At 49.0% G+C, this 24,650-nt stretch carries 24 protein-coding genes and 1 tRNA gene; 7 read left to right on the top strand and 18 right to left on the bottom strand.

Features of this window, described 5'->3' with window-relative positions:
• Window positions 1-41: 41 nt before the first annotated feature.
• Window positions 42-2,573 carry a cation-transporting P-type ATPase gene (locus WD467_03575; GenBank protein MEX2452953.1) on the bottom strand — a complete coding sequence of 844 codons (2,532 nt, stop codon included), beginning with the start codon at window positions 2,571-2,573 and terminating at the stop codon, window positions 42-44.
• Window positions 2,574-2,715: 142 nt separating this feature from the next.
• Between WD467_03575 and WD467_03570 the strand changes: the two genes are divergently transcribed.
• The gene (locus tag WD467_03570; protein MEX2452952.1) at window positions 2,716-3,462 is read left to right on the top strand and encodes a TIGR00730 family Rossman fold protein; all 747 of its coding nucleotides are present in this window, start codon (window positions 2,716-2,718) and stop codon (window positions 3,460-3,462) included.
• Here the strand turns inward: WD467_03570 and WD467_03565 are convergent.
• Complete coding sequence (locus WD467_03565) at window positions 3,459-3,950, bottom strand: Gmad2 immunoglobulin-like domain-containing protein (protein MEX2452951.1); 492 nt, start codon at window positions 3,948-3,950, stop codon at window positions 3,459-3,461. The two genes, WD467_03570 and WD467_03565, sit on opposite strands and share 4 nt — an antisense overlap.
• A 190-nt stretch (window positions 3,951-4,140) precedes the next feature.
• Window positions 4,141-4,695, bottom strand: a complete 555-nt coding sequence (locus tag WD467_03560) for a hypothetical protein (GenBank protein ID MEX2452950.1) — start codon at window positions 4,693-4,695, stop codon at window positions 4,141-4,143.
• 234 nt (window positions 4,696-4,929) lie between these two features.
• Here WD467_03560 and WD467_03555 point away from each other — a divergent pair, with 234 nt between their 5' ends.
• From WD467_03555 to WD467_03535, 5 genes are all read left to right on the top strand, one after another.
• Window positions 4,930-5,694, top strand: coding sequence for a M15 family metallopeptidase (locus WD467_03555; protein ID MEX2452949.1), 765 nt, complete (start codon window positions 4,930-4,932; stop codon window positions 5,692-5,694).
• 78 nt (window positions 5,695-5,772) lie between these two features.
• A complete protein-coding gene (locus tag WD467_03550; protein MEX2452948.1) occupies window positions 5,773-6,531 on the top strand; it encodes an HNH endonuclease family protein in 759 nt (252 codons plus the stop codon).
• Window positions 6,518-7,990 (top strand): ComEC/Rec2 family competence protein, encoded by a 1,473-nt coding sequence (locus tag WD467_03545; GenBank protein ID MEX2452947.1) that lies wholly within the window; start codon window positions 6,518-6,520, stop codon window positions 7,988-7,990. The genes WD467_03550 and WD467_03545 overlap by 14 nt, the downstream gene beginning before the upstream one ends.
• 66 nt (window positions 7,991-8,056) lie before the next feature.
• Window positions 8,057-8,533, top strand: a complete 477-nt coding sequence (cas2, locus tag WD467_03540; protein ID MEX2452946.1) for a CRISPR-associated endonuclease Cas2 — start codon at window positions 8,057-8,059, stop codon at window positions 8,531-8,533.
• Window positions 8,534-8,653: 120 nt separating this feature from the next.
• A complete protein-coding gene (locus WD467_03535) occupies window positions 8,654-10,228 on the top strand; it encodes a lamin tail domain-containing protein (protein ID MEX2452945.1) in 1,575 nt (524 codons plus the stop codon).
• Between the two features lie 9 nt (window positions 10,229-10,237).
• On the opposite strand, the gene WD467_03530 is transcribed toward WD467_03535, so the two are convergent.
• Window positions 10,238-10,549, bottom strand: coding sequence for a potassium channel family protein (locus tag WD467_03530; GenBank protein MEX2452944.1), 312 nt, complete (start codon window positions 10,547-10,549; stop codon window positions 10,238-10,240).
• 58 nt (window positions 10,550-10,607) lie between these two features.
• Here WD467_03530 and WD467_03525 point away from each other — a divergent pair, with 58 nt between their 5' ends.
• Complete coding sequence (locus tag WD467_03525) at window positions 10,608-12,128, top strand: hypothetical protein (protein MEX2452943.1); 1,521 nt, start codon at window positions 10,608-10,610, stop codon at window positions 12,126-12,128.
• 9 nt (window positions 12,129-12,137) lie between these two features.
• Here WD467_03525 and WD467_03520 read toward each other — a convergent pair whose 3' ends face one another.
• From WD467_03520 to WD467_03455, 14 genes are all read right to left on the bottom strand, one after another.
• Entirely contained in the window at window positions 12,138-13,427 is a 1,290-nt protein-coding gene (locus WD467_03520) for a hypothetical protein (GenBank protein ID MEX2452942.1), read from the bottom strand.
• Window positions 13,428-13,550: 123 nt separating this feature from the next.
• On the bottom strand, window positions 13,551-14,528 hold the full coding sequence (locus tag WD467_03515; protein MEX2452941.1) for a hypothetical protein: 978 nt from the start codon (window positions 14,526-14,528) through the stop codon (window positions 13,551-13,553).
• Window positions 14,529-14,590: 62 nt separating this feature from the next.
• On the bottom strand, window positions 14,591-16,117 hold the full coding sequence (locus WD467_03510; GenBank protein MEX2452940.1) for a hypothetical protein: 1,527 nt from the start codon (window positions 16,115-16,117) through the stop codon (window positions 14,591-14,593).
• 409 nt (window positions 16,118-16,526) lie between these two features.
• Window positions 16,527-16,724, bottom strand: a complete 198-nt coding sequence (locus WD467_03505) for a hypothetical protein (GenBank protein MEX2452939.1) — start codon at window positions 16,722-16,724, stop codon at window positions 16,527-16,529.
• Between the two features lie 85 nt (window positions 16,725-16,809).
• A complete protein-coding gene (gene tatC, locus WD467_03500) occupies window positions 16,810-17,886 on the bottom strand; it encodes a twin-arginine translocase subunit TatC (GenBank protein MEX2452938.1) in 1,077 nt (358 codons plus the stop codon).
• A gap of 520 nt (window positions 17,887-18,406) precedes the next feature.
• Entirely contained in the window at window positions 18,407-19,093 is a 687-nt protein-coding gene (locus tag WD467_03495; protein ID MEX2452937.1) for a hypothetical protein, read from the bottom strand.
• Window positions 19,094-19,342: 249 nt separating this feature from the next.
• On the bottom strand, window positions 19,343-19,870 hold the full coding sequence (locus WD467_03490; GenBank protein MEX2452936.1) for an AAA family ATPase: 528 nt from the start codon (window positions 19,868-19,870) through the stop codon (window positions 19,343-19,345).
• 58 nt (window positions 19,871-19,928) lie between these two features.
• Window positions 19,929-20,003: transfer RNA gene (locus WD467_03485), tRNA-Gln, on the bottom strand.
• Window positions 20,004-20,099: 96 nt separating this feature from the next.
• A complete protein-coding gene (locus WD467_03480; protein MEX2452935.1) occupies window positions 20,100-20,753 on the bottom strand; it encodes a glycine-rich domain-containing protein in 654 nt (217 codons plus the stop codon).
• A 5-nt stretch (window positions 20,754-20,758) separates the two neighbouring features.
• A complete protein-coding gene (locus WD467_03475) occupies window positions 20,759-21,742 on the bottom strand; it encodes a hypothetical protein (GenBank protein MEX2452934.1) in 984 nt (327 codons plus the stop codon).
• Between the two features lie 557 nt (window positions 21,743-22,299).
• Window positions 22,300-22,698, bottom strand: coding sequence for a superoxide dismutase, Ni (gene sodN / locus WD467_03470; protein ID MEX2452933.1), 399 nt, complete (start codon window positions 22,696-22,698; stop codon window positions 22,300-22,302).
• Window positions 22,699-22,729: 31 nt separating this feature from the next.
• A complete protein-coding gene (locus WD467_03465) occupies window positions 22,730-23,470 on the bottom strand; it encodes a hypothetical protein (protein ID MEX2452932.1) in 741 nt (246 codons plus the stop codon).
• A 50-nt stretch (window positions 23,471-23,520) separates the two neighbouring features.
• Window positions 23,521-24,165, bottom strand: coding sequence for a tRNA (guanosine(37)-N1)-methyltransferase TrmD (trmD, locus tag WD467_03460; protein ID MEX2452931.1), 645 nt, complete (start codon window positions 24,163-24,165; stop codon window positions 23,521-23,523).
• A gap of 8 nt (window positions 24,166-24,173) precedes the next feature.
• On the bottom strand, window positions 24,174-24,614 hold the full coding sequence (locus WD467_03455; protein ID MEX2452930.1) for a KH domain-containing protein: 441 nt from the start codon (window positions 24,612-24,614) through the stop codon (window positions 24,174-24,176).
• Window positions 24,615-24,650 lie beyond the last annotated feature (36 nt).

The raw sequence follows: 24,650 nt of genomic DNA, 5'->3' as shown, positions 1-24,650 counted from the left end.
ACTGGTCTTAATTATATGCTTATGGTTTACGCAGTCAACTACTAGTTCCGCTGAAAATAACGGCGTCCAATGAACTTATGTAGTTCGCTTACGGCTAATATAGCGGTCAGAGCCACCCCACCGCTAATAATAATATCTTCTAGTGTAATCAGCTCAAGATGCAGAATCGGCCCTAGCGGTCCACGCAGAGAGAGAACGTGCAGGCCGACAGTCAGTATGAGTCCGACATAAAATTTAAAGTTCATCACTCCTAGGCGCGCGAAAACTGACTGCCACTCACTCCGAGCATTAAAGGCGTGGGCCAGCTGGATCACGATTAAGATATTAAACACGACCGTGCGCGCATAGTCAGCGCTCTCGGTCTGTAAATGATACTGGAAGAATGCAATTGCAACGATAGCCATCGTTACCCCGGCTAGAGCCATCCTTGAGATCATAGCTTTTGTAAAAATCGGCTGCTTAGGTGGACGCGGTGGACGACTCATCACATCATACTCAGCCGGCTCCAAACCCAGCGGAATTACCATTGACGTATCGGTAGCTAAGTTAATCCAAAGTATCTGCACCGGCAGCAGCGGTAACGGTAGACCTACCACTAAGGCCGCTACAACCGTTAGAACCTCACCCAGATTACTAGATAGCAGGTAGTAGAGCATGCGCCGAATGTTGTCGAATATAACGCGCCCTTGCCTCAGCGCCGCTGTAATACTGCTAAAATTGTCGTCTAAGAGCACGATATCACCAGCCTCCTTGGCTATCTGCGAACCACTACCCATGGCGATACCGATATGAGAATTGGTTAGGGCCGGTACGTCATTAACGCCATCACCAGTCATAGCTACGATCTGGCTCGTCTTTAGAATGCTGAGAATACGATGTTTATACTCCGGTAGCACCCGAGCGAAGACCTGGGCATTATTTACCTTCTCTTTCAGCTCCGATTCGGACAGCTGGTCAATAGCGGTACAGTCAAACACCTGGCTGCGTTGTTCGACTAGGCCGAGCTCTTTCCCGATCGCAAAAGCTGTCTCCGCATGGTCACCGGTAACCATACGAACATTCACCCCAGCTGCTTGGGCATCCAGCACCGATTGTTTAGCTTCGGCTCTTAACTCATCAGCTACCGCAATTAAAGCGAGAAACTCTAGCCCCTCTTCGCGGACGGCCGTTAATGTCTGAGGCACTTCCTTACCCCGATGGATACGGGCTAAGGCAATCACTCGATAACCTTTTGCCGTGAGGGCGTGCAGGCGCTCCTCGATTGCCTGGCGGCGTTTGTCACTTAGAGAACTAGCGGCCACTATGCGTTCCGGTGCACCTTTGACATAAGTCTCATACCCTTTAGCATCTTGCCAGACATTACCACTCATCGCCTGTTCCTGCTCAAAAGTCAGGCTAGACACCAGATCATGTCCGGTAACGCTGGAGACATGGTAGGAAGTCGCAAACGCCATTAGGGCACTATCCAAGGGATCAAACAACTCCCCTTTGCCCTGATTAACCGACAAATAGACAGCCTCCGCCACCTGACGTAACTCAAGCGGTTCACTCGGCAACCAGACATCTTGGATCGATAGCTTGTTCTGAGTTAGAGTACCAGTTTTATCGGTAGCAATCGTAGTAATGCTGCCGATATTCTCAATGGCACTCATACTCCGGACTAACGCCTGTTGTTTGGCCATTCGCCGCATACCAAGCACTAGAATGACCGAGATAGCGATCGGTAGCCCCTCTGGAATCACCGCAACCGATAAGGTTAGTACTAGACGAATCGACTCAGCCAGATCTAGCCCTCGATAAAAACCCAGCCCAAATACACCCAGAGATATCAGGGCTACTACACCGACTATTTGCGAAATAAGCCGGTCGATTTTAGCCCGAACCGGACTAGTTAAGTCGGTACGCCGAGAGAGGGCTGCGATTTGGCCGAACTCTGTAGCGTTTCCAGTGGCTACTACTACTGCCACAGCCGTCCCAGAAACTATGAAGGCACCGCGAAACAACATATTGGTCTGATCGTACACCTGTTTTTTCGCCCGGGCTGGCTGGATGACTTTTGCGACCGGTGCCGATTCGCCGGTGAGTAGCGCCTCATCACTCCGAACGTTATCGGCTGTGACTAAGCGCGCATCGGCCGGCACTTTCTCTCCTTCATGTAGCTCGACCACATCCCCGGGCACCAACTGCTCTACCGGCAGTTCATGCTCGACTCCGTCGCGGAAAACCTTAATCAGCTGACGGTCAGTCTGCTCCAGTGCTCGCAATACCCGATCGGCCGAGAACCGCTGTAAGTAGTAGATTACGACCGATATCACGATAATGGCAAAAATTATCACCGCATCGAGCTGCTCATTAGTCGCAAGACTGGCTCCGGCTGCAATCGCTAAGATCAACATGAAGACACTCCGAAACGGTTCGCTGAGCTTATGCCAGAGCGATTCCGTCTCTACCTGAATAGTATTAGGACCGTACTCAGCTAGCCGTGCGGTAGCCTCAGCGCTGCTGAGCCCATGCTCGCCGGTCTTAAGCTGCTCATAGAGCTCAGTAGTAGACTGTTGGTAATAGGCCTTCACGGATGAGTTCACTTTTCTGCTTATGTTTACTTCTCACCCCATATTAACGCATTCAAGTTATTGAAGCGAGAAAAGACTCTTTTATCTTAGGACGGTAATCTGCTACCATAACGCTAGCTAACCTAAAGTGTAAAAAATAGATATGAAGAAAAAACTCAAACAGATTTTCCAGCCCAGTAGCCGGCGCCACTCCTCCCTTCGCACCGTAGCCGAACGTGAGGATCGTGAGATTCGGGCACTCAGCAACGATGACATTCGTATCCGTATGAAACGGATCCACTCTGACTTTGAAAGCGGCTTTCGCATCATCCAGAACCACCCCAATACCGTATCTTTCTTCGGCTCGGCCCGTTTCGACGAGCATAACGAGTACTATCAGCAAGCACGTCACCTAGCTAAGCGAATCGCTCAAGAGCTAGGCATCACTATAGTCAGTGGTGGTGGTCGCGGTATTATGGAGGCCGCTAACCGTGGGGCACACGATGTTAACGGCGACTCGGTCGGTATGACGATAGAGCTGCCTTACGAACAAGTGACAAATGAATTCGTCACTCACTCCAGCGACTTCTACTACTTTTTCAGTCGTAAAGTCGCCCTCGCCTTCGCTGCCCGAGCCTACGTTTACTTCCCGGGCGGATTCGGTACTATGGACGAATTCTTCGAAATTTTAACTTTGAAGCAGACTGGAAAGATTAAACCGATTCCTATCATTCTGGTGGGTAGTAGTTTTTGGCAGCCGCTACTAGATTACATCGAAACCACTCTGCAAAAACAAAATCAAACCATCGGAGAGAACGACACTCAGCTCTATACCTTAACCGATGATTTCGATGAGATCATTAAGATTATCGAACAGACTAAACCGAGTTCAGCCGGAGCAGCAAGCTAGAAACGCAGCGGCAGTGTGACTTTATCGGCTTGGGCAGCCAAACCGCTCGGATTACTCTTCTCAAGTACCAGGGTACCGCGCTCGCTCTCAGGTGCATCAAATTCCAGCTCAGCACTAAAAGATACTAGCTCTTCCGTCATCCAGTCATCTTCCAAAGTCGCGATAGCGGTTGCCAATTCAACGCCCTCCTCATCCAGCAATCGCACTGGAAAACTGGCTTCAAACGACCAGTTACCTGGAACTTCGCCTCGGACTACTAGCGGGGAGGATACTACTACCCCACTCTCCGGGGCAGTCACCCGAACCTTCACCCCAGACTCTGACGTGTACTCGGTAGCTAAGGTAGTATTCTCGCTGGGAGTGTTATCGACTTGACGACTAGACTCGGCCGCCTCAAGCCACATCCAGCCCACCACTGCTAAGACCACCACCGTCATGAGAATAAGGATAATGCCGATAATCTGTGTGCTCTGACTCGGTCGATTCATAAGACGGACTCTTTTTGTTATTGAAACTAGGCTGAAATATAGCAAAGAACGCTGAGTCAGTCCAGCTTAAGCGTAATAAATTAGTTATAAAGAAGTAAGCATAAAAAATAAGGTTATGTAACTTAAGTAGTTCCGCTAGTGCGGACGAGTACAGACTCAAAGAGCCGTCTCGTCCGCACTAGCGAGGGTCTCAGGCCGACTGATCGACGATCCGGGAGCCAGAGGTGTCGCGCCGATGTGACCCACTGCGAGGAGCGATCTGGGAGTCTCGACTCTGTCGTTGCCGGAAGTGGACCAAGAGCGTCGCAAGCCCCAACAGAAGCGCCAACCACAGCAGCAGGTTGGCCAATGCCACCGAGCCCATACCTACAGGCAGTAGCTCAGCCAGCATGGCGGCAGTAACCAGCACCATGAAGAAGGTCACCATCAACCCGATCAGCTGTTGGTTCACAGACTCGTGCACGAGTCTGCCGCCAAGCACGACCAACAGGATCAGCAGTAAGACTGCTACTCCTGGGATAGGCCCGAGCGGTGATCGCATCCTGAACGCGGACAGCTCGTAGGTAGCGAGGCCCATGACGCCGGCGGCACCAAGGTAGCTGACGGACAGAAGCGTGACCTTCCTCTTCACCCATAGGGCGCGCAGGAATACGACCACCAGGGCGATAGCGATGACACCTGCCAGCTGACCGGTGCTATAGAACAGCAGCCAGAAGGGATTGGTAGCGAGATCAGTGATGGGCATGATCGATATCCTCTCCCTAGATTTTCACCTAGGATCGACTAACCCTCCTAATTTGAAGAGGGTTGGGTGACTTTAAGCCCAAAACCACTCAACCCTCTTCAAATTTCACTCACCTTAACTCTATTTCAAGCAGCACTATATCAAGTATAGACTTACTTTTTATACATATTTCTCTCTATTATGTCAACTACACACCGCTTGCAGGCTGGCTTCAATCCCCTATAATCTAACTCCATGCGCCCACCAATCAAACAAACAAAAACCAGATCGCATTTTCCTTTAGTCATCGGACTAATTGTCCTACTTGGACTTGTAAGCTGGTACTTCGTCGAGCGCGCAGCTTCTCCGAACTCTGACCCTAATAATCCAGACGCCGAGAGTGCAGCGTTTGACCGTGAACTTTACTCACTCGATGAACCAGGTAGCCTCTGGTTCATCGTCAACAAACAGCGCCCTCTACCGGAAAGCTATGTCCCTCACCTCACCACACCCGATATCCCACTCTACGGCCCAAGTGACGCAGAAAACATGCAGGTCGACAGCCGGATTACAGATCACCTCAAAGCTCTGGTAGCCAGCGCTACCAGCGAGGGACTTCAACTCGCCCTCGGTAGTGCTTACCGCTCCGCTAGTTACCAAAGTGGCATCTATAATCTATATGTCGAACGCGAAGGCCAGACAGCGGCCGACACTTTCAGTGCTCGTCCCGGCCACAGCGAGCATCAGAGCGGCCTAGCCGTCGATTTTGTCCGTCGTGATGGCGAATGTTTCATCGAAGCTTGTTTCGATGAAACCGCCGAAGGTCAGTGGCTAGCTGCTCACGCCCATGAGTACGGCTTCATCCTCCGCTACCGTGAAGGGATGGCCGACATTACCGGCTACAGCTACGAGCCATGGCACTTCCGCTACGTTGGGACTGAACTAGCAAGAGAGCTACACCGACAAGACAACCCAACTCTGGAAGAGTTCTTCGATCTACCACCGGCTTCTACCTACTAGATGGCCGCTCAATTTGAATTATAGTTACCTAGTACTCCATAATATTAGTAAGGTAGCTAACGAGTACGATCGCTCATTATGAACGATGATCAATCCACCTACATTGCCCGACGCCGGCGTTTCTCAGCCGTTGCACTGCTCATGCTACTGCTACTCATCTACATTAGCCTTACAAATCTCAACTCGCTTGACTGGTTCTCTAGCGGTGAGAATGCACCCGCATCCGAGTTACCGCTTGATCCTGATACACCCTACCAGCTAGCCAGTGATGCGCTCCAAACCCTACCTGTAGCCGACCCTCTCTCGCGTCACGGCTACAGTCGGGAACGGTTCAGCCCAGGCTGGGCCATAGTCGACGGCTGCGATATGCGTAACCGTATTCTTCAGCGTGATCTGAGAAATATTATCTTAGATGCTGATAATTGCCAGGTTCTAGCCGGTACACTTAATCCTGACCCTTATACCGAGACTGAAGTCGGGTTCATCTACGGTAATCAGACCGATACGGTACACATCGACCATATCGTCGCCGTTTCTGATGCCTGGCGCAAGGGAGCCCAGGACCTAAGCGCGGCCGAGCGTCACACCTTTTACAACGACCCCCTAAACTTAATCGCTACCTCAGCAGAAGCTAATATGGATAAAGGTGATGCCGATGCCGCCCATTGGCTGCCGCACCCAAACTATCGCTGCCGTTACGTAGCCCGTCAAACTGCCATCAAGCTAAAGTATCTACTCTGGATCACTCGAACTGAACTAGCTGCGATGCGGCGCGTACTTAACACCTGCCCGCTCCAGGTACTACCAATCGAAGAACCGATAGATGCGGCAGGTTGAATTAAGCACTCTACTCAATAAGCCCCTGCACTTTTCATGGCATCTAACGGGCCTAGCGGCCGGCATCCTAGCTGGGACGGCATTAATTCCAGTGCTAACCGACTATACTTTTACGGACAGTCGCTGGCTCTTAGTGGTGATAGCTCTACTATTACCACTGTTGCTAGGGCGCCAGCGGTGGTTAGTTATCGGCGCATTCATTAGTGGCCTCATTCTCGGTCTATACTCCGGCTCTGTAGCAGATAGTCGTCTAGCTAAGTATGAACCTTACTTTGGCCAGATGGTTCATCTCAGTGGACATATAGCCGATGACACCACCTACAGTAGTCGCGGCGAGCTCCAGCTCCGTCTCAACCACATAACTATCGACGGCCGCCGGCTCCCAGGTGAGGTCTGGACAAGCACCATGACCCAAATAGAACTCAAGCGCGGTGATCACATTCAGCTCAAGGGTCAGCTCGAGCCTGGTTTCGGTTCGATGTCCGCCACCCTCTTCCGCGCCACTCTAATTGAAGCTATCAGGCCTAGCCCTGGAGATATTGCGCGGCGTGTCCGAGATCGATTCACCGACTATGTCCGGCTAGCTATTCCCGAACCACAGTCCCTGCTCGGTGTCAGTTACTTAACCGGGCAGCGGGGACTACTGCCGGGTGATATAAGCCAGCAGCTACGACTACTTGGACTGGCCCATATCGTCGTAGCTAGTGGTTTTCATCTCACGATTGTGACCCGCTACTTTCATAAACTACTCCGGCCGATCTCAAAATACCTAACCACTTTCTTTAGCCTCACGGTGATCGCTAGCTTCCTTTTGCTAACCGGCTTTAGTACCTCGATGGTACGTGCTTCTCTCGTAGCCAGTTTAAGTTTACTAGCTTGGTACTATGGCCGACAGATTCACCCGATAGTATTACTACTATCTGTTGCAGCCACAACTGTCTTGATCGATCCGGCGGTTATCTGGGGTGACATCGGCTGGTTCCTCTCTTTCACCGCTTTTACCGGCGTAATCATCCTAGCACCTTTATTGCACGACTTCTTCTGGGGTTCGGACAAAGAACCTGGAGCCGTTCGCCATATAGCTGTCGGCACAATTGCAGCCCAGATTACAACCTTTCCTGTCGTAGCCCTCGTCTTCGGCCAGTATTCACCACTCGCACTACTGGCTAACCTCCTACTCCTACCCTTCATCCCAATTACAATGGGACTGACCCTACTCAGCGGTCTCGGAGCGGCCTTCCTTCCCTCTCTAGCCTCTATCTTTGGTGCTCCGGCCTACGCCTTACTCCTCGGCATGACGACCGTAACCGACTGGCTAGCCCTATCACCCTATGCCACTAGCGAACTAAACTTTTCCGTCACAGCTGTAGCGATTAGCTACGTCCTAATCACACTACTCATGGTCTACCTCTGGCGGGTGACCAAACATAACTTCCGTCGCTACAACCCTATAGTGTAACCCTTCTAACTAGGTAATTCATTTGCAGAATTTGACCGATCGGACACTTTTTGAAGATAATAAAGTATGAAGCGCTTAAGCCCCAGCACGGCTTATATACTCAAAGCTTTAATCCCGTATACACGGCCTAATCTTCTGTTGTCTTTCACACCCAATAAGTTCTTTAATGAACTGGAAAAACACTCGAAATACAAGAAAAAGACCTTACAGTCGGCTTACTACCGCTCGGTAAAATCAGGACTGATAGAGCTCGACTTGCAGCGCAGACCGTCACTTACCAAAGAAGGACGGCGTCAGCTGCAAGCAGGTGAACCAGCTAAGCTTAAAGACGGCCGCTACTTGGTAGTGGCGTTCGACATTCCGGAGACGGACCGGCATAAACGACGCTTCATCCGCACTTTACTCCGCGAGCTTGGATTCGAACAAGTACAGAAAAGTGTCTGGGTGTCGCGCTACCGCTATGGCCAATATTTGAAGCAGGAGTGTAGGGCCTCTGACTTAGAAAAATACGTCCGCATATTTGTAGCTCGGATCTTGCAATAATAATCTTCAAAAAGTGTCCGATCGGACACTTTTTGAAGATTATTTGACCCAGTTCTTAACGGTGCCATACGCTAAAAGTAAGCAGGTAGATTAAAAAGAGTAGATTACGCTGTGAAGTTTATGGGGAAACTTATACTGCCTATATTTGCTGTCTTAACGCTGGGGCTTATGCCAGTGAATAACCAGATTTATGCCAGTGAAGACGTCACCGATCCGCTGCCTGAGGATCCCGTCGTATTAATTAGCGGCTTACAAACTCGTGGCGTGAATAATGCTGGCGGCTCAGTTGGTACGGATGAATTTGTCGAACTGTACAACGCAAGTGAGATGACAGTATCGCTAGACGGTTGGCGGCTTAAGTTCACTAATAAAAGTGGTAGTAGCAGTCGGTTCATCGCCGAATTTAACGACGACCCTGCGCTTGAACTACACTATGAGATAGAGCCGGGTGAGTACTTTATCGTCAGTCGAGAGAGCTACTTGGCTGAGGCGGACTTTTTTATCACGCTCGGGTCGACTTTAGGGCTTAATTATAACGACGGTACTCTACAGCTATTAGATGAGTCCGCTGCTGTTGTCGATATGGTAGGTTATGGTATGCCGGAATATTACCTCGGAGCTCCAGCCCCTCCACCAGCAGCTGGTCAGTCGATCCATCGCTGTTTTAATGGAGACGATATAGTCGATACTCGAGATAATTCACACGATTTCCATGTTAGTGAAACCCCGCAGCCCGGCCTCAAGCAGGCCTGCACGACGGCCCAGGACGAAATTGAGGACGATGAAGAGACTGATACAGGGAGTAGCTCCGACTCACCCTGTGAAGAAGTCGTAATATCGGAGATCTTCGCTAATCCGGAAGGGGCAGCGACCGGCCGGCAGTTCATAGAAATTTATAACCCCACCACGGACATTATTGATCTAGCGGGCTGCGGACTCCAAAGCACCCACAACGATAATATCTATTGGTTCAACGATATTACACTGTCACCGGGGAGCTACCGCGCCTTCTACGATTACGAAACCGACGTCTGGCTTACTATTTCTTCTGGCGGTACGGTATTTCTACTTAATTCCGATACGGACGAGCTATACAGTGCCAGCTATCCGGCTGCCATGCCGGACGATGCAGCCTGGGCTTGGCTGGATGGAGATGACTGGGCACTAACATATACTCCGACACCGAATGCACTAAATGAGATATTACCACTCCGCCCTTGCCCAGAAGGACAAAGTCGAAATCCGGAGACTAACCGTTGTAGAAATGTAGTAACTGCGACCTCCAGTTTAATCCCTTGTGAACCGGGACGGGAGCGCAATCCGGAGACCAACCGCTGTCGTAATATCGCTCCTACTACCTCAGAGCTAGCCGATTGCGGTCCCGGTAGAGAGCGCAACCCAGACACTAATCGCTGTCGAAAGATTGCAGCCGCTACCTCTGAACTGGTGCCGTGCGGACCCGATCAAGAGCGTAATCCGGAGACTAATCGCTGTCGCCGAGTCGGAGCTCCCAATGACGGCACTATAGCTGGCGTTAAAGATATAAAAGTCGAATCAACAGGTACGCCACTTTCCTGGTGGGTGGCCGGGGTAGTTGTACTCTTAGCCGCTGGCTATGGTGTCTGGGAATGGCGCTACGATATCCGCAGCCTCATCTCTCGGCGGCGCAGACCCCAAGCAACTAGTCTTAACTAGCTCCTTTGGCTACTGTCCAGACTCGTCGTTACGATGTAAATAGGTAATCTTCGAGTTCTCTAGACGGTGGTGAAAGATAGCTCGGATAAAGCCACCGATAATGCCGACACCGATAAACATGTAGAAAGTCGTGAATATCTTCCCCAGGTCGGTGCTAGGTGCTAGATCGCCATAGCCGACAGTAAACATCGTACCGACCGTGAAGTAGTAGGCATCCACCCAGGAGAACTGCTCAAAAAAGTGATAGAAGCTAGCACCTAGAGCAATCGTAATAATTGTGAGAATCACTGGCGTACGATAAGGGTGCTTTTCTAGGCTCATAGACTAATCATAGCAGTACAGCTGGGCGAAATCACGCTCAATCTGTACAATGAGATAAATGAATAGAGTCTACTCTCGGGCCTACAGTATCATAGCTGCACCGAAATTCTTTTGGTTCATCCTAGCTCTTTTCCTCGTCCAAGCCTTGTGGTTTGTCTTCTCGGCTCGCTATCCCATGGCCTTTGATGAAGCCTACCACTTTAATTTCATCCGCGTCTACTCCGAACAATGGCTACCCTTCTTAGGTGAACATCCGGAGGGCTACAACCTTAACTCAGTCACCCGTGAGCCCTCCTACTTCTATAACTACCTGCTTAGTTTTCCCTTCCGTATAATCACCCTCTTTAGTGAATCCCCAACCGTCCAGATAATCACACTACGACTGATCAATGTCGGTATCTTCGCCTATACGATCGTGCTGTATCGGAAGATATTTACCCTTACCGGTCTATCTCACGCTCTCACCCATGTCGGTCTGCTGCTCTTTACCTTAATCCCTATTGTGCCTATGCTAGCCGCCCATATTAATTACGACAACGGCCTGATGCTGCTCATCGCTTGGCTACTGCTTGTCTCTCACTCCGCCTTAAGTACTCTAAAAGCGCACCAGCTGCCCCTGCAGCAACTGCTCATTATCGGTATAGTCGCCCTCTTTGCCTCTATCGTTAAGTACGCCGTACTGCCGATTCTTCTCGGTGGCGTCGGCTTCATCTTGCTCTATACCTACTTAACTTTTCGTTCCTATTCACTGCGATCAACCATCGCTCTAATCCGCAGAAGTTGGCACCGAATCGCACGACCACTGAAGGTTATACTCCCTATCATGCTACTTATCGGTGGTCTCTTATGCTTTGAGCGTTTCGGTCTGAATCTCCTCCGCTACCACACGCTAGTGCCTGATTGTGATCAGGTTATCAGTGTGGAACAGTGTCTGGAGTTTGGCCCCTATGAGCGGAACGCTGGCTACCGACAAACGGCAGACCCAAACTTTGAACCCTCGCCCCAAACCCACATCGGTACATGGCTCAGTGGGATGTGGTACCGCCTTTTCTTCATGATTAACGGTGACCTAGCTGCCGACCGCTACCACAACTTCCCACCCCTCCCGCTACCGGCTCTCTCAGCTGTAGCCATATTTAGCTTCGGCCTACTCTCTGTGTTAAGACGGCCTCGCCAGATCTTTCGCACTAAACCTTTCCTCGGCTTTCTAGCTGCCATAATAATAAGCTACATCCTAATATTGTGGTACCAAAGCTATGCTGGCTACAGTAGCCTGGGTCGTATATCAGCCCTTAACGGCCGTTATTTACTGTTAATTATCCCAGCCGTCATCATTATTTTCGGCCACGCTATGACGCCAATATTCACCGCTAAACCCAAGCTCAAAATCGCCCTAGCCACCCTAACGATCCTGCTTTTCCTCCAAGGCGGGGGTGTAGTGAGCTTCATCGTGCGCAGCAACCCCAACTGGTATTGGCCCAACCAAAGCGTCGAGCAGATTAACGTTACTACTCAAAAAGCACTGCAACCGCTCATTTTCGGGAGTGAATCCCGTCACCTCCAATTTGTGCCGCGTTAGGCGCTAGCTTTAGGCTCGTGCATAACGGACGAAAACCGTCAAATCCGCTCCCGGAGTAGATGAGCCAACCGTATCGATATCTACTGTTAAATGATCACCACTAGCCACGGCAGTGACATCCGGTGTAGTCTCAGCAGCATCGTTAGTTCCATCACTTACACTAGGACGGTTGCCCTGAGTGGTGTAGATAGTGGTGCCGTTCTTGTTCACATCGATCGTTATCCCGGATCCAACCGGCGCCGTATCGACGGCGGCTGAGACACCCAAGATAGTAGCAGTATAAGGAAAACGGTAGCGGCCACGTCCACTAGCCACCGATAGAGTGCCCTCCCTAGCAAACTGCGCTATATCGGCGATCTGGTACTGGAGATGATCATCAGCTCCAAGATCGCTTAAGCCGCTATGACTGGTTATCCCGACTGCTGGAGTCTCTGGCTGCCAACCGTTGGTGGTGTCAAAGGTTAAAACCTGCCCATCGCTTGCAGCAGTCTCAACCACATCGGCGAGGTCGGCTAATTGAGTGCTGGATAACGTAGTTACTAACTCATCGATAGCCGCTTGGCTGTCAGTAGCAGTTAGACTTGAGGCCGTATTATCATAAGAGATAGCTGTAGCAGCATGGGCATCAACGCCGTCTCCAGTATGTACGTCTACCTTAGCCTGTGCTCCAGTGGTCGTCTCTAATACTGAAGTATCGGCAATACCGTGCACGGCGGTAGTGTCTCCAGCATGGGCGTCAACTTTAGTCTGAGCACCGGTACTAGTCTCAAGTACTGATGTATCCGCAATACCATGCACGCCAGTGGTAGCAGTAGTATGGCTATCGAGAGCCGTCTCAGTAGCTAAACCGGTATCGGGATGGACATGGTCATGGCGAGATATCTCATTTGACACACCAGCAGCTGCGGCCGCTGCTAGGGCTGAAGGGCTAGCATCAGATAAAGTGATCGAAGAGCCTGCTTCCGTTGCCACTTCTTCAATAGCCGCCTGCACCGTAGTAGCCGAGATAGCACCAGCTGGCGCAAATGAAACAGCTGAAGCAGCATGGGCGGCCGAAGTGTCGTTAACATGATCATCCAAAGCCGATTGTGCCGCTGCGGCATCGGCCGCATCAAGTGAAGACTGAACCGGGGCGGCTAGATCTGACTTCGGAATACCGGAAGTGGGCTTCACATATTTACTAGCTATAGTATCGGTGAGTTTTAGAGTACCGTCAGCACTATGTTCTACCTCAAGAAACTCATTGAGGAGGTCACCCCATGTTCCTTCATCAGAACCCGGTATCGGTAAACGTGGCATCTCTATCCCTTGCTTTTAGTTTTTAGTAAATATTATTGGAGCGCACTACCAGAAGAATATGTAGGTCTTCACGCTTGCGTCTATTTTACTATGTATAACCAACACAAACAACAGATAAGTACCTTAAATCTGTACCGCTCCCCACCGTTCAAACTTAATGACTTCTAATGTCCGCTGCGAAGAATATGCACTAGTAGCATTCATGCTGTCACGAGTGGCAACGCTCCATGTATACACACCTCTCTCAAACGTTGATGCATCAATAGTGGCCGACCCTGTAGATGAGCTAACAAATGTTTGAGTAGCAACCCAATTAGACCCATTCCACCACTCATAGCTATCACCAATCTTTTGACGACGAAGAGCATAGGCGGCTTGTGGGTTGCCATCTGGATCAGAATGAGACCAACTAAAGTCTACATTCCCGCCCTGCTGTCGAAGATTGTCAGCCGGGGTAAGAAGAGTTGGTGTGTCTGGGTTAGAGTTGGTGCCTAGTAACTCTACCGATACAGCCGCGCTTCTGTCTGATGATGCGGATATTGTCGCTGTCTTTGCCCCTGAGGAAGCCGCTGAAAGGTAATCTTGCGTAGATGCCCCTAGCGTAGTCGGGTAGTTGTTATTTGTGTGGGGCGCATCGATTCTCTCTGTCATACCGGAAGGTGAAGAGACCGATCCATTACCCTTAAATCCAAATCCAGCTACAAGTACCGAATTAGCATTCATCGCAAGTGAGGGCGCACTGACACTAACTGTCGTACCAGAAGTATAATTTTTTGCACTACTACCGATAGAGCCGACCGAAGAGAAGGTCAGGATTCCGCCTACACCCCATCCGTTGCTATTCCAACTAAACTGATAGGATGAAGGTTCTGATGATCCTGCCCACCTATAGAAGCACGCAAATCCTACGTACTGAGCGAAATGACTTTGTAGTGTCGACCAGCCAGACGGAGCAGTTATGCTAGTCGGGTTGTCACCCCCGGTATGAATAAAAGCGAGCATTAGGTGTCCCGAGCCAGTACCGGTAGGCTTATTGACCGTGGCATTCAAACCGCCACCGCTATTATAGTAAGCTGAGTTTACGAAAGAGGGTGCTGACATTTACTGTATCTCTTTTCTCACATAATCAATACTTATTCTACGGTGATAATGAACGATTAGTATCATATCTGTACCGCTCCCCACCGCTCAAAGCGAATAATCTTAAGGTTCTGAGGTATTGAGTAGCCGGAAGTTGCACCGGCCTGATCCTGGGTAACCACACTCCAACTATAGGTACCAGACTCGAAAGTGTCGGAATGAATAGACACTGTAGTACTAGCAGTTGAGACAAATACCTCGCTACCCACCCAAGTGCTACCATCCCACCACTCTTCACTCCCACCATCGAGCTGTCGCCGAAGGGCATAGGCACTTTGAGAGTCTCCGCCGTCAGGATCGTTAAAGCTCCAGGAGAAGTCTATACTGTTATGGTGAACTCGCTCATTTACTATCGGTGTAAGAATAGTTGGGGTAGTGGGCGCAGTGTTAAGTAGGATTGAACCGTAAGTAATATTATATGGGGATGAAACGCCATCGGTGTAGATGTACTCGATACGGTTGCTAGAGTGGCCGCGTTTCGTTGATACCCAAGCCGCACTATTACTTATATTAGTGCTGTCAATAATAACTTCTGCTTCAAATGTGGTAGTAGCTCTAACCCACTTACGGTAGATTAATTCACCGTTATTTACTCCAAAATAATACACATTGCCTTCACCGTCATAGGTATATGAGCCGACCAAATGCCATTGATTAGAATTAGCATTATCTAATAAAATACGAGTAGTTGTAGTAGTGTCTGCTACATCACGTTCATATAGTACGATATCATCATTACCGCTAGCATCATACACGTGACCAGCAATAATAACCCTTGTGCCGTCAAATAAGCATACTGCATTTCTATTAGAGAATGGGAAGTACCTAGTTGAATCAATCTCCCGTTCAGTGCCCCACGTCCATGAGCCACCGGAATAGGTAGCTTTCTTGAACCGAACACCATTACCAGTGCCGGTGGCTCCAGCCGACCAAGCCATATAAATATGTGGAGTGCTCCCAGCCACAGTTTTCCCGTCACCAGTATGATTAAAATCGATGGAAGGAAAGAGCTGTACACCACTATTATAGTTATTCGTTATGACACCCAATGATACCGGAGTAATAGTTCCCCCTGAGTCAATATCGAAACGGTGGCCGTACATCTGGGCATAGCCTGTAGTTACGTACCCCGCCGCTAGATGAACAGCCCAGCCACTCCCCTCCCGGTGAGCGACAAGATCGGGATAGTTGAAGGATGCATGACCAAAAACTTCATGTGCACTCGTCCAAGTCCAGGCAGTGCGTCCAGCGTTTGGTGTTCCTCGTCGATATTCAATATACCCAGAGTTACCGTTCTTATACACAACATGGCAATAATCATCTAAATCAATGAATACTGAGAAATTAGGAGTATATGAAGCGTTGTTGGTAGAGAAATTAGCGCCTCCGTTCGTCCAAGTAACCCCATCATCTTCTGAATACCAAGGTTCAACTACTCCAGAACCATTATTAAAGAACGACCAAAGTACACCATTCTGACATCGATCAACCTTACGCTGATTGCTGTAAGCTGTGGCGGTAGATACGGTTGAGGTATCAATAACTGCCATTACAGACTCTCACTCTGTGTATAAAAAATGCTGCCTCATCTCTCATGGTGAGGCTAGCTGCAGTAGTACGAGAAACCCAGCTGATACTGATAACATTTGCAGTAATCCTGGCCAAATCAATTTTAATTTCAAGAGTAATCGCTGCAAGTTTGTGTATATCAGCAACTATCACTTCATCAACCTTTCATTACGCACCACATTCTAGCATAAGTACTAAAGTATGCCGCTACTTCAAGCTGAAGCCTTTATAGCAATTTTTCGCTTAGTGCTGGAAGGTAAGATAAACCAAATTGTAATTTTAATTCTCTAAGCTAATAACATATAAGAGTCTTAACGCCAGGTAAATCTTTAATTTCTACCCTCGCTATGTTTACGCTTGTTTCGTAAAACGTAGAACAATCTGCTACGACTAGGCGCCGTAAGCGCTACCGCCGTAACCACTAGTTACAGTACCTATACCTCTTTTGTTGCCACTAAATAGCTTAAGTCCGGCATTAATGCCCGATACCGCTACTGCGCCGGCGCCGACATAGGTCAGGAACTGTTTTCGATCCATCGGAGTGTTAACTATATTAGTAATAGCTTGTTTGGTGTCGTTGGAATTCATTGTTGTTTCCTTTTTAGTTTTTTATTTTGCTTCAATTTTGCTTTACGCTTATTCTTATAATACTAGTCTGGCAGGCGCTGTCAAGCTAGCTGCGCGGATCAAGCACGTGAGACGACCCTATTCGCGGTCGGAGTGGCGGTTTTACAGTTGGCCCAGAATCACTATCTGCAATATGCGGGGCAAGAGGAGCGCCCGGCACTACCAGGGGTAAGTCCACAACAGTTTCTGCTGCTTGAAGTTTCGCTCGGGGTCGGCTCGTCAAATCAAGTAAGTTAGATGTCTCGGTTCGTAACTCAGCGTTAGCCTGAGAATAATCTATTACTGAAGTAGAGTTAGCACCGCAAAGGCTTGGACCGATTACCGGAGTCTCCGGTCTTAATTCACTAGCCGTCTCAGTTAGATTGTCGAAATAACTGGGGTCAATATCAGGGTCAGTAACCGACACTGCCTTACTCCGATTAATCAACCAGACAGCGCCAACACCGATGATATACATAATTATAATTGGACCAGCCATTAGGGCCTGGTTCATAGGATCCGGTGTAGGGGTGATAATAGCGGCTACGATAAAACTGATAACTATCACATAACGCATAGTCGACCATAACTTCTGTGGCTGTAGTGGGTTAATTCGATTGATAAATATCATCAGCAACGGCAGCTGGAATATCAGGGCGAAACCGGCGACGTAAATCATGACAAATGATAGGTATTCATTCGTCGAAAGCAACGCCTGTAGTTGATCAGTATTAAAACCGGTTAGAAAGTGCAGCGCCGCCGGTAGGCTGACGAAATAGGCGAAACTGGCCCCCAGGACCATCAGTATAATAGAAACACTGATCAAAGTGATCAGTGAGCGCACCGACTGCTTAAATATCATCGGCTCGATAAACTTAATTATGTGGTACAGCAGGACCGGTATTGTCAGTAAAAAGCCAAAAAATAAGCAGATCTTAAACAGAAACTCCAATCCACCGGCCGGAGAGGTGTAAATTAGCGGCTGGTCAGTGGCCAGAGGACTCATCAATACATCTATTATCTGATCCAATATCAAATAACCCGCTGCAGATGCGAATACTAACGTCAATGCCACCCAAAACAGACGCTGACGTAGCTCAACTAGATGGTCAAGTAACGTCTGTTGGTATGTCCCACTACTCATACCCATACTCTCCTTTTATCTTTAGGTAGAGCTATAGAGTCGTATCGTCTTTAGAGTCGTCGCTCTTAGGCTCCGTACTCACTCCCTTGCGTAGTTCTTGGACTGAGCTTCCTATGCTCTTCGCTAATTCCGGCAACTTCTTAGAGCCGAAAAGTAGCATCAATATACCTAATATTACTAGTAATTCTGTTAATCCTAATCCTGGCACTTTATCCCTCGCTTGTTCTTAGTTGCTATGCTAACATAAGTTTAATACAATAACCTTCAAGTAACAACGGTACAGGGTAGAAAATAAATATGGATCAGATAACACTTTTAGCACTTCGTATGATTTCCCAGTATGGCACCAGCACCTATGGGGCACAAGAGTACAATGAGACTACCGAATCGGGTGGTATTACTCTACCGGACTCCCTGCCGACTACTGGTGGCGGTTGGCTGATAATGGTTGTCGTAGTGGCAACTCTAAGCTACTCCATATATAGATATGTTAAGCTTACCCAGAAAAGAAAACAGTCTTTTACTGAGTCTTAGCGGCGTCAACCTCATCTAGCCGCGACTCTATAGTTTCCGCGACGGCAGTTTCTAAGACAGAGCTGACCGGTATTCCGAAAACTAGGTGCGCAAACCCTTCAGCAAATGCTTCATGATCCTTCTCATCATGCCACTCATCAGGTACACGGCCATACGCTGTGGGACTTTCACCCGCATCTACTCGATGGCGGGATTCACCGGTCAAAGTTCTCTCATCTAATATGTGCCCCATCTCATGTACTAATGTGTACTGCAGTGCTCCACTAGGATCGTGCTCATCTATACTTCCACCCGTCAGTTCATCGTCACTATACGAATCGAGAGTATTGCGCATGTCAGCTATGCTCATCGATAGCTTTCTACCATTAAGCAAAACTCGATTTTCTGCGGGTAACGCTTCCGCACCACCCGAAGTCAGATCCTCCCCTAGAACTATATGTAGTCCCTGAAATACCTCGCTCGCCCGTCCCTCCATGTAATTATCGATAGCAGACAGAGCCTGCTCTACTGAAGTTGCTAAAAACTCTTCCTCAACATCGGAATACTCGGCGGCAATCTGCGCTAAAACCGAGCATTCGTTATCATGCGACATACAGACAATAGCCTCACCATTATCCTCATGGTGTAGCTCAAAATGCTGAGCTGACTGATGACGTGAGTTAGTTTCTGACATAGTGACTTTGTTTATACCGGTATCATAACCTAGTAGACTCTGTGGTGTACACACCCCAGCCATAAGAAAGTAGCTTCAAGTATGTAGCTACTTTCTTATGGCTGGGCTTGTGGTCCGATTTTCGAACCTTGCCAGACAAGGTTAATCCAGCAACGATTTCGACCATACGATCACTTATTTCCTAAATTATTAAACTAGAAGGGACGTAGCAGACGCTATCGTAACCATAGTTACTGTTCTAACTAAAAATTAGGTGAGTTTGTGGTGACTAGCAATTTCTTTTGCTGCTTGTTGCGGGCTCATGATAGATGTATCGATCTTTAAGATATTGCCGTATGGAACGGATGAGTAGGCTTTTGTATTGAGCAATGACGCCAGTAATTCGCGGTCTTCAATCTTTTTATGTTGCTTACGAGACTCATTGGAGACTCGCTCAAGCAAAATATCGTGTGGAGCAGTTAATTCGACAAAGAGTACGCTTCCTCCATTCTCAATAACTGTATTAACTCGCCTTGCTACTACCTCATCGTCTTCTGGGCCATCATACACCATTGTAAAAATTAGATTTGTACCATGGATAGTGCAATGCTTCATCACCTCTTCACGCAAAGTATCTACAAGGTCATAATGATCATCTACTTTGCCTGGATATAGGCTCCGTACAAGGTCGCGAGTCAAATGATTATGAAATACTGGATAGCCCGTTAGTTTTGACAGCTCTTTTGCTACGGTTAGCTTCCCAGATGCAGGCGGACCATAAATAAATATCAAATTCATGCAGTAACTATACCAACAACATGCTTCTCATGATAGAGGAGTGCATAATGCTTATGCTTGGCTGGCGCGCTAGGACTCGAACCTAGAATCCCCTGGACCAGAACCAGGTGCCTTACCATTTGGCCACGCGCCAACACTATATAAGTTTTAACAAATTATTACTGAATTAGCCAGTTATTAATGTCCGCTTGCTGTATAGGCTGCTCATGTCTTAGTTTGTAGTCTTCTCTTATTCGTACCACTCAATCAAGACTTCTCCACGACCTCCTGCTCCACCAGCGTAGACACTCCCGCTACCTGTTGAGTTATGCCCACCGCTTCCACCGGATCCTACTCCACCAGCATTGCCCGAGCCTCCCGACGTCTTACTCGCTCCACCTAACGGACCTCCGCCTGCACCAGAACCACTGCCGTTCTGAACGTAGCCTGCACGTCCAGCCGCCCCACCCCGCCAAAAGTGACTAGAACCTGTGCCAGACCCAGGATTGCCTTCAGCAGCACCATTACCCGCTGCTCCTCCGCCAGCAGTAATTGATACTCCCGTGCCAGAAACTACAGTACTACCACCGGGGCCAGGGGAAGAATTTCCACTAGATTGGCCTGCCCCGCCCGAGCCAATAGTAACCGTCAGAGTGATACCTGGCGTAACGGTGTATCGAGTCTTTGGAAAGTAGTAACCACTACCTCCGCCGCCGCCTCGCATCGACCAGCCATATCCTCCATTATGGGCATACCCGCCACCCCCGCCAGCGCCAATAGCAGAGATTAATATCTCAGTAACTCCGCTAGGTACGACGAACTGTCCAGATACAGTAAATGCCTGACTCATTAGAACTTTCTCTGCATTACCTCCGCCGCCAACGATGCCATGTGCGTCGAGCATACTAATCATGCGAATATCTCCGCAATAAGATCACCGTCACCATCGTAAGAAAGCGTGTAGGTCGTGGTTTCCAACACATCGACACCATTTGCTGCATATTCCGTAACTGTTCGAGCAGTATAGGTTGGTGTTGTTCCACCCGACAGTACCGACTGAACGGCAAGGGTGTCGTCAGGACGATGCCAGTTAACCGTAGTGAAAATACCGTTTTCATCCTTTCCGGTTCTCGACATCCTGTACGCCACTGGGCCTAGCGTTGAGGTATGCGGGCGAAGGCTTGTAGGGTGCGTGTTTTGCTGCGGTGCAAACGTTCCATCAGCCTGCTGAGTAAGAGAGTCGCCCTCGGATCCGCCCGAAGTATCAACATCAGACAAGTCATTTAATGCTGAAGGAATATTGGTATCTACATAATCTTTTGTTGCGGCGTCCTGAGGGCTGGATGGGTCGATTATATTTGTGATTCTGCTCGAACCGGCATCCAGTGATCCGAGGTCTGATAAGGCGGCTGTAGCAAGTACAGAGGAGTGGTCTAAAGCCTCATGGCGAGTCGTATCTAAGTAATTAGAGTGAGGATCACTTGCCTCGGTGTGTGCATCAATTTTTGCTTGAGCACCGGCTGAAGTCTCGAGGACCGAAGTATCGGCTATGCCGTGGACACTTGTTGTATCGGAGGCATGGGTATCCACCTTACCTTGAGCACCGGTAGTAGTTTCAAGCACTGAGGTGTCAGCGATACCATGCACACTTGTAACCTCGGAAGCATGAGTAGAGACTGCTCCGGCGACTTCGTAATCGACATCGTGGTTATGATCGCTAGCTGCAGCATCCAAGTTTGTTCTAGCGGCAGAAGCGTTGATAGCACCGGTACCGCCCCTGGAAACAGGAACTGTTTTATGCGTACCATCCTCGTTATGCTCGTGCTGGAGGTATTCGTTTAGAATGTCTCCCCAGACTCCATCGTCAGAGCCGGGAATAGGAAGTCTAGACATAAGTTAACCTTATGCTCAGAAATAAATTACTGTTCATAATAGGCAGATTAGCCTCCGTGGTAACGATTGATTACAATATCTCAATTTTACCATTTATGGTTAAGGGGTGCAAACAACTACACCCTCACTTAGCTAATGGACCAAGTACAGTTTACAGAATATCTGAGTTATATCCGTTTTATGGTCAAACTATACTACACGCCCGCGCCTAATAAGGCGTACGTCTAGATACCTTGCATAGATTATAATTTTTAATTTAACTTTCACCTACTTACTACCCGAAAAAAAATTATAGCCTCTATCTGTTCTCTCTTTACCGGGCCGTAAATTCGGCTATCGGTACTGGCTGATTTATTGTCACCTTCTACCCATACTCCATCGGTGTCGAGTGATTTTATTCGCTTAATGCTCAGAGGTTTACGCTTGATAACAACTATATGACCAGCTTTCGCAGTAATCAGCCCAGAGCCTAGGAACAGAACTCCGGGGCGAAGAGTAGGGGACATTGACTCTCCTTCCACCCGGTAGAGCTTAAGCCAAGGCCAACCAAACATAGGTTACTGCTGCTGTTTGGTAGCGGTAAAGACAGACTCAACTTCTGCCACAAGATCAAGTAACTTCTGCCCGGTAGCTGGGTCGGTCGATTTCTTGCACTCTCCAGCCTGCTTAGTCGCTCGCCAAAACAGATCGTGCAGATCTGGATACACCTCTAGATGCTCCGGCTTAAAATAGTCGGTCCACAGTACCCAGAGGTGCTCCTTCACTAATTGGGCCCGCTCTTCTTTTATCAGTACGCAGCGCTGCTTAAATGTCGCATCATCTGAAGCTTGATATTTCTCCTGAATCGCCTTGACCGATTCGGCTTCTACTCTAGCCTGGGCTGGATCGTATACTCCACAGGCTAAGTCACAGTGAGCCTGGACTGGAGTCGCTAATTTCATAAGTAAACGTTTCATGTCCCCTCCGATTATCTTTCGTTTTAGTATATCACTCCTGCTCAACGTACTGTCGGTGCGTATCGATAATAAAGACATCGTCAAAGGCAAACGCACTAGCCTGGTGTTCTGTTAATGCATTTGCCTGTTGCTGCAAGTCCTTATCGGACACACGCTCTAGATATTTACGCAGTTGAATATCCTGGATGTTATCGACAGTAGTGGTCGGATACTGATCGCCTAGCTCATAGCGTAAAAAACTGAGGCCGATTCCGGCCGCATAGGCGGCCACTCTGATATGGCTATAGTACGCCGACTCGAACTGGGTCTGCCCCCGGGCTTGCGTAGGTAGTAAGTCCGTCGGGATACGGTCTAGACGTGGCTTGACGATCTTATCCTGCCAGTCTGTATAGCTCGCTACCGAAGAAAGCTGCGCTCCGATGTGCCGTTGTGCGGCCTGACGGACCACTTGATCAACCCCGAACCAGTTCAAGAGTAGCTGGCTCAGCCACTCCCTATCTATATCCTCTAAAGTTAAGCTAACCTCAGCTAATGGTTCAGCGAAAAGAGCGTAGTAGCGTCGAAAATTATAACTACTTCTATTCTGCTCACTAATCACCCCTAGCTCGGCCTGCCCCCGAACTCCATCCAGTAGCTCCTCCGGTGCCTCTAACCGTGCCAACAAGCTGGCGGCTCTGGCGGCATGATCGGCTATCCGTGCGCTGAGCTCCAGCTCTAGCTTTTTTCCGGCTGCGGCCGGGTGAGATAAACGGCTCTCTGAATCTTCACTCATTCTGAAGCCTCCTAACTTCGACTATCCCCACTAATTATACGGTGTTTAAGCTAACTGTTCTTGCGTCGACTCTTTTGCTTACGCCAATCATCGATCTTTTGGTGGTGACCGCTGAGGAGCACATCCGGCACAGACATACCGCGAAACTCTTCTGGCCGTGTATAGTGCGGATGCTCTAACGTTACGCCGTCACTAAAAGATTCATCGAGCGCCGAGCGCTCACCCCCGAGCACTCCGGGGATAAGTCGCACTACAGCATCGGTTAGAACCATTGCCGGTAACTCGCCACCCGTCAACACATAATCACCGATCGATATCTGATGATCGGCCAGCGTGCGGATACGTTCGTCAAATCCTTCGTAGTGGCCGCAAAGTAAGATCAAATGGGGCAACTGACTGAAGTCTTGGACCAGCTCCTGCCGCAGAGTATCACCTTGTGGACTCAATAAGATGACTGTGCTCTCAGATGTTCTGACCGATTCAACCGCAGCAAACAGTGGCTCTGGACGCAGTACCATACCGTCACCGCCACCATACGGTATATCATCGACCTGCCGTCGCGGTCCGATGCCGAAATCTCGCAGGTCGATCAACTCTATCTCCGCTAGCCCCTTCTCCTGCGCCTTAGCTAACATACTCATCGCAAATGGCCCGGCAAACATGTCAGGGAAAAGGGTAACTATACTTATCTTCATTAGGTATCCTAAATATCGAGGTCGTCGGTCAAATCAGCGATTTCCCGGCGGCTGCGACTTAGGCTATCACTTTCGGCGTCGCTTTCTTCAGAATGGTCTGGAATATCCATCGGTTCATCCGTGGCTACCGGCTCAGCCGGCGGAGTTGCATCTACATCATCATGGCTTACCGCATCGTCACTCACGCTAGCAACTGGATCGCCCGAATCAACAATCTTTAAGTTATAACGAGCATCGTTTTTCACACTTAACGCCCGCAGAAGCGTACGCATACTCTTAGCCGTACTACCAGCCCGGCCAATAACTCGGCCAAGATCTTCCGGCGCTACATGGAGCTGAAGTAGTACACCCCGCTCATCAATAGTGCGCTCCACCCGAACGGCGTCTTCGTTTTCGACGAGAGTTTTAGCTATATACTCGATAAACTGTTGATCTATAGTGTCTGCCATACCCGGAATCTCCTGCTTACTTAACTCATCTCATCA

Source organism: Candidatus Saccharimonadales bacterium, assembly GCA_040903985.1.
In the GTDB taxonomy this organism is placed as follows: domain Bacteria; phylum Patescibacteriota; class Saccharimonadia; order QS-5-54-17; family QS-5-54-17; genus JBBDUI01.
Note: the sequence above shows the minus strand (reverse complement) of the source record. Positions and strands in the feature narration are given on the sequence as shown.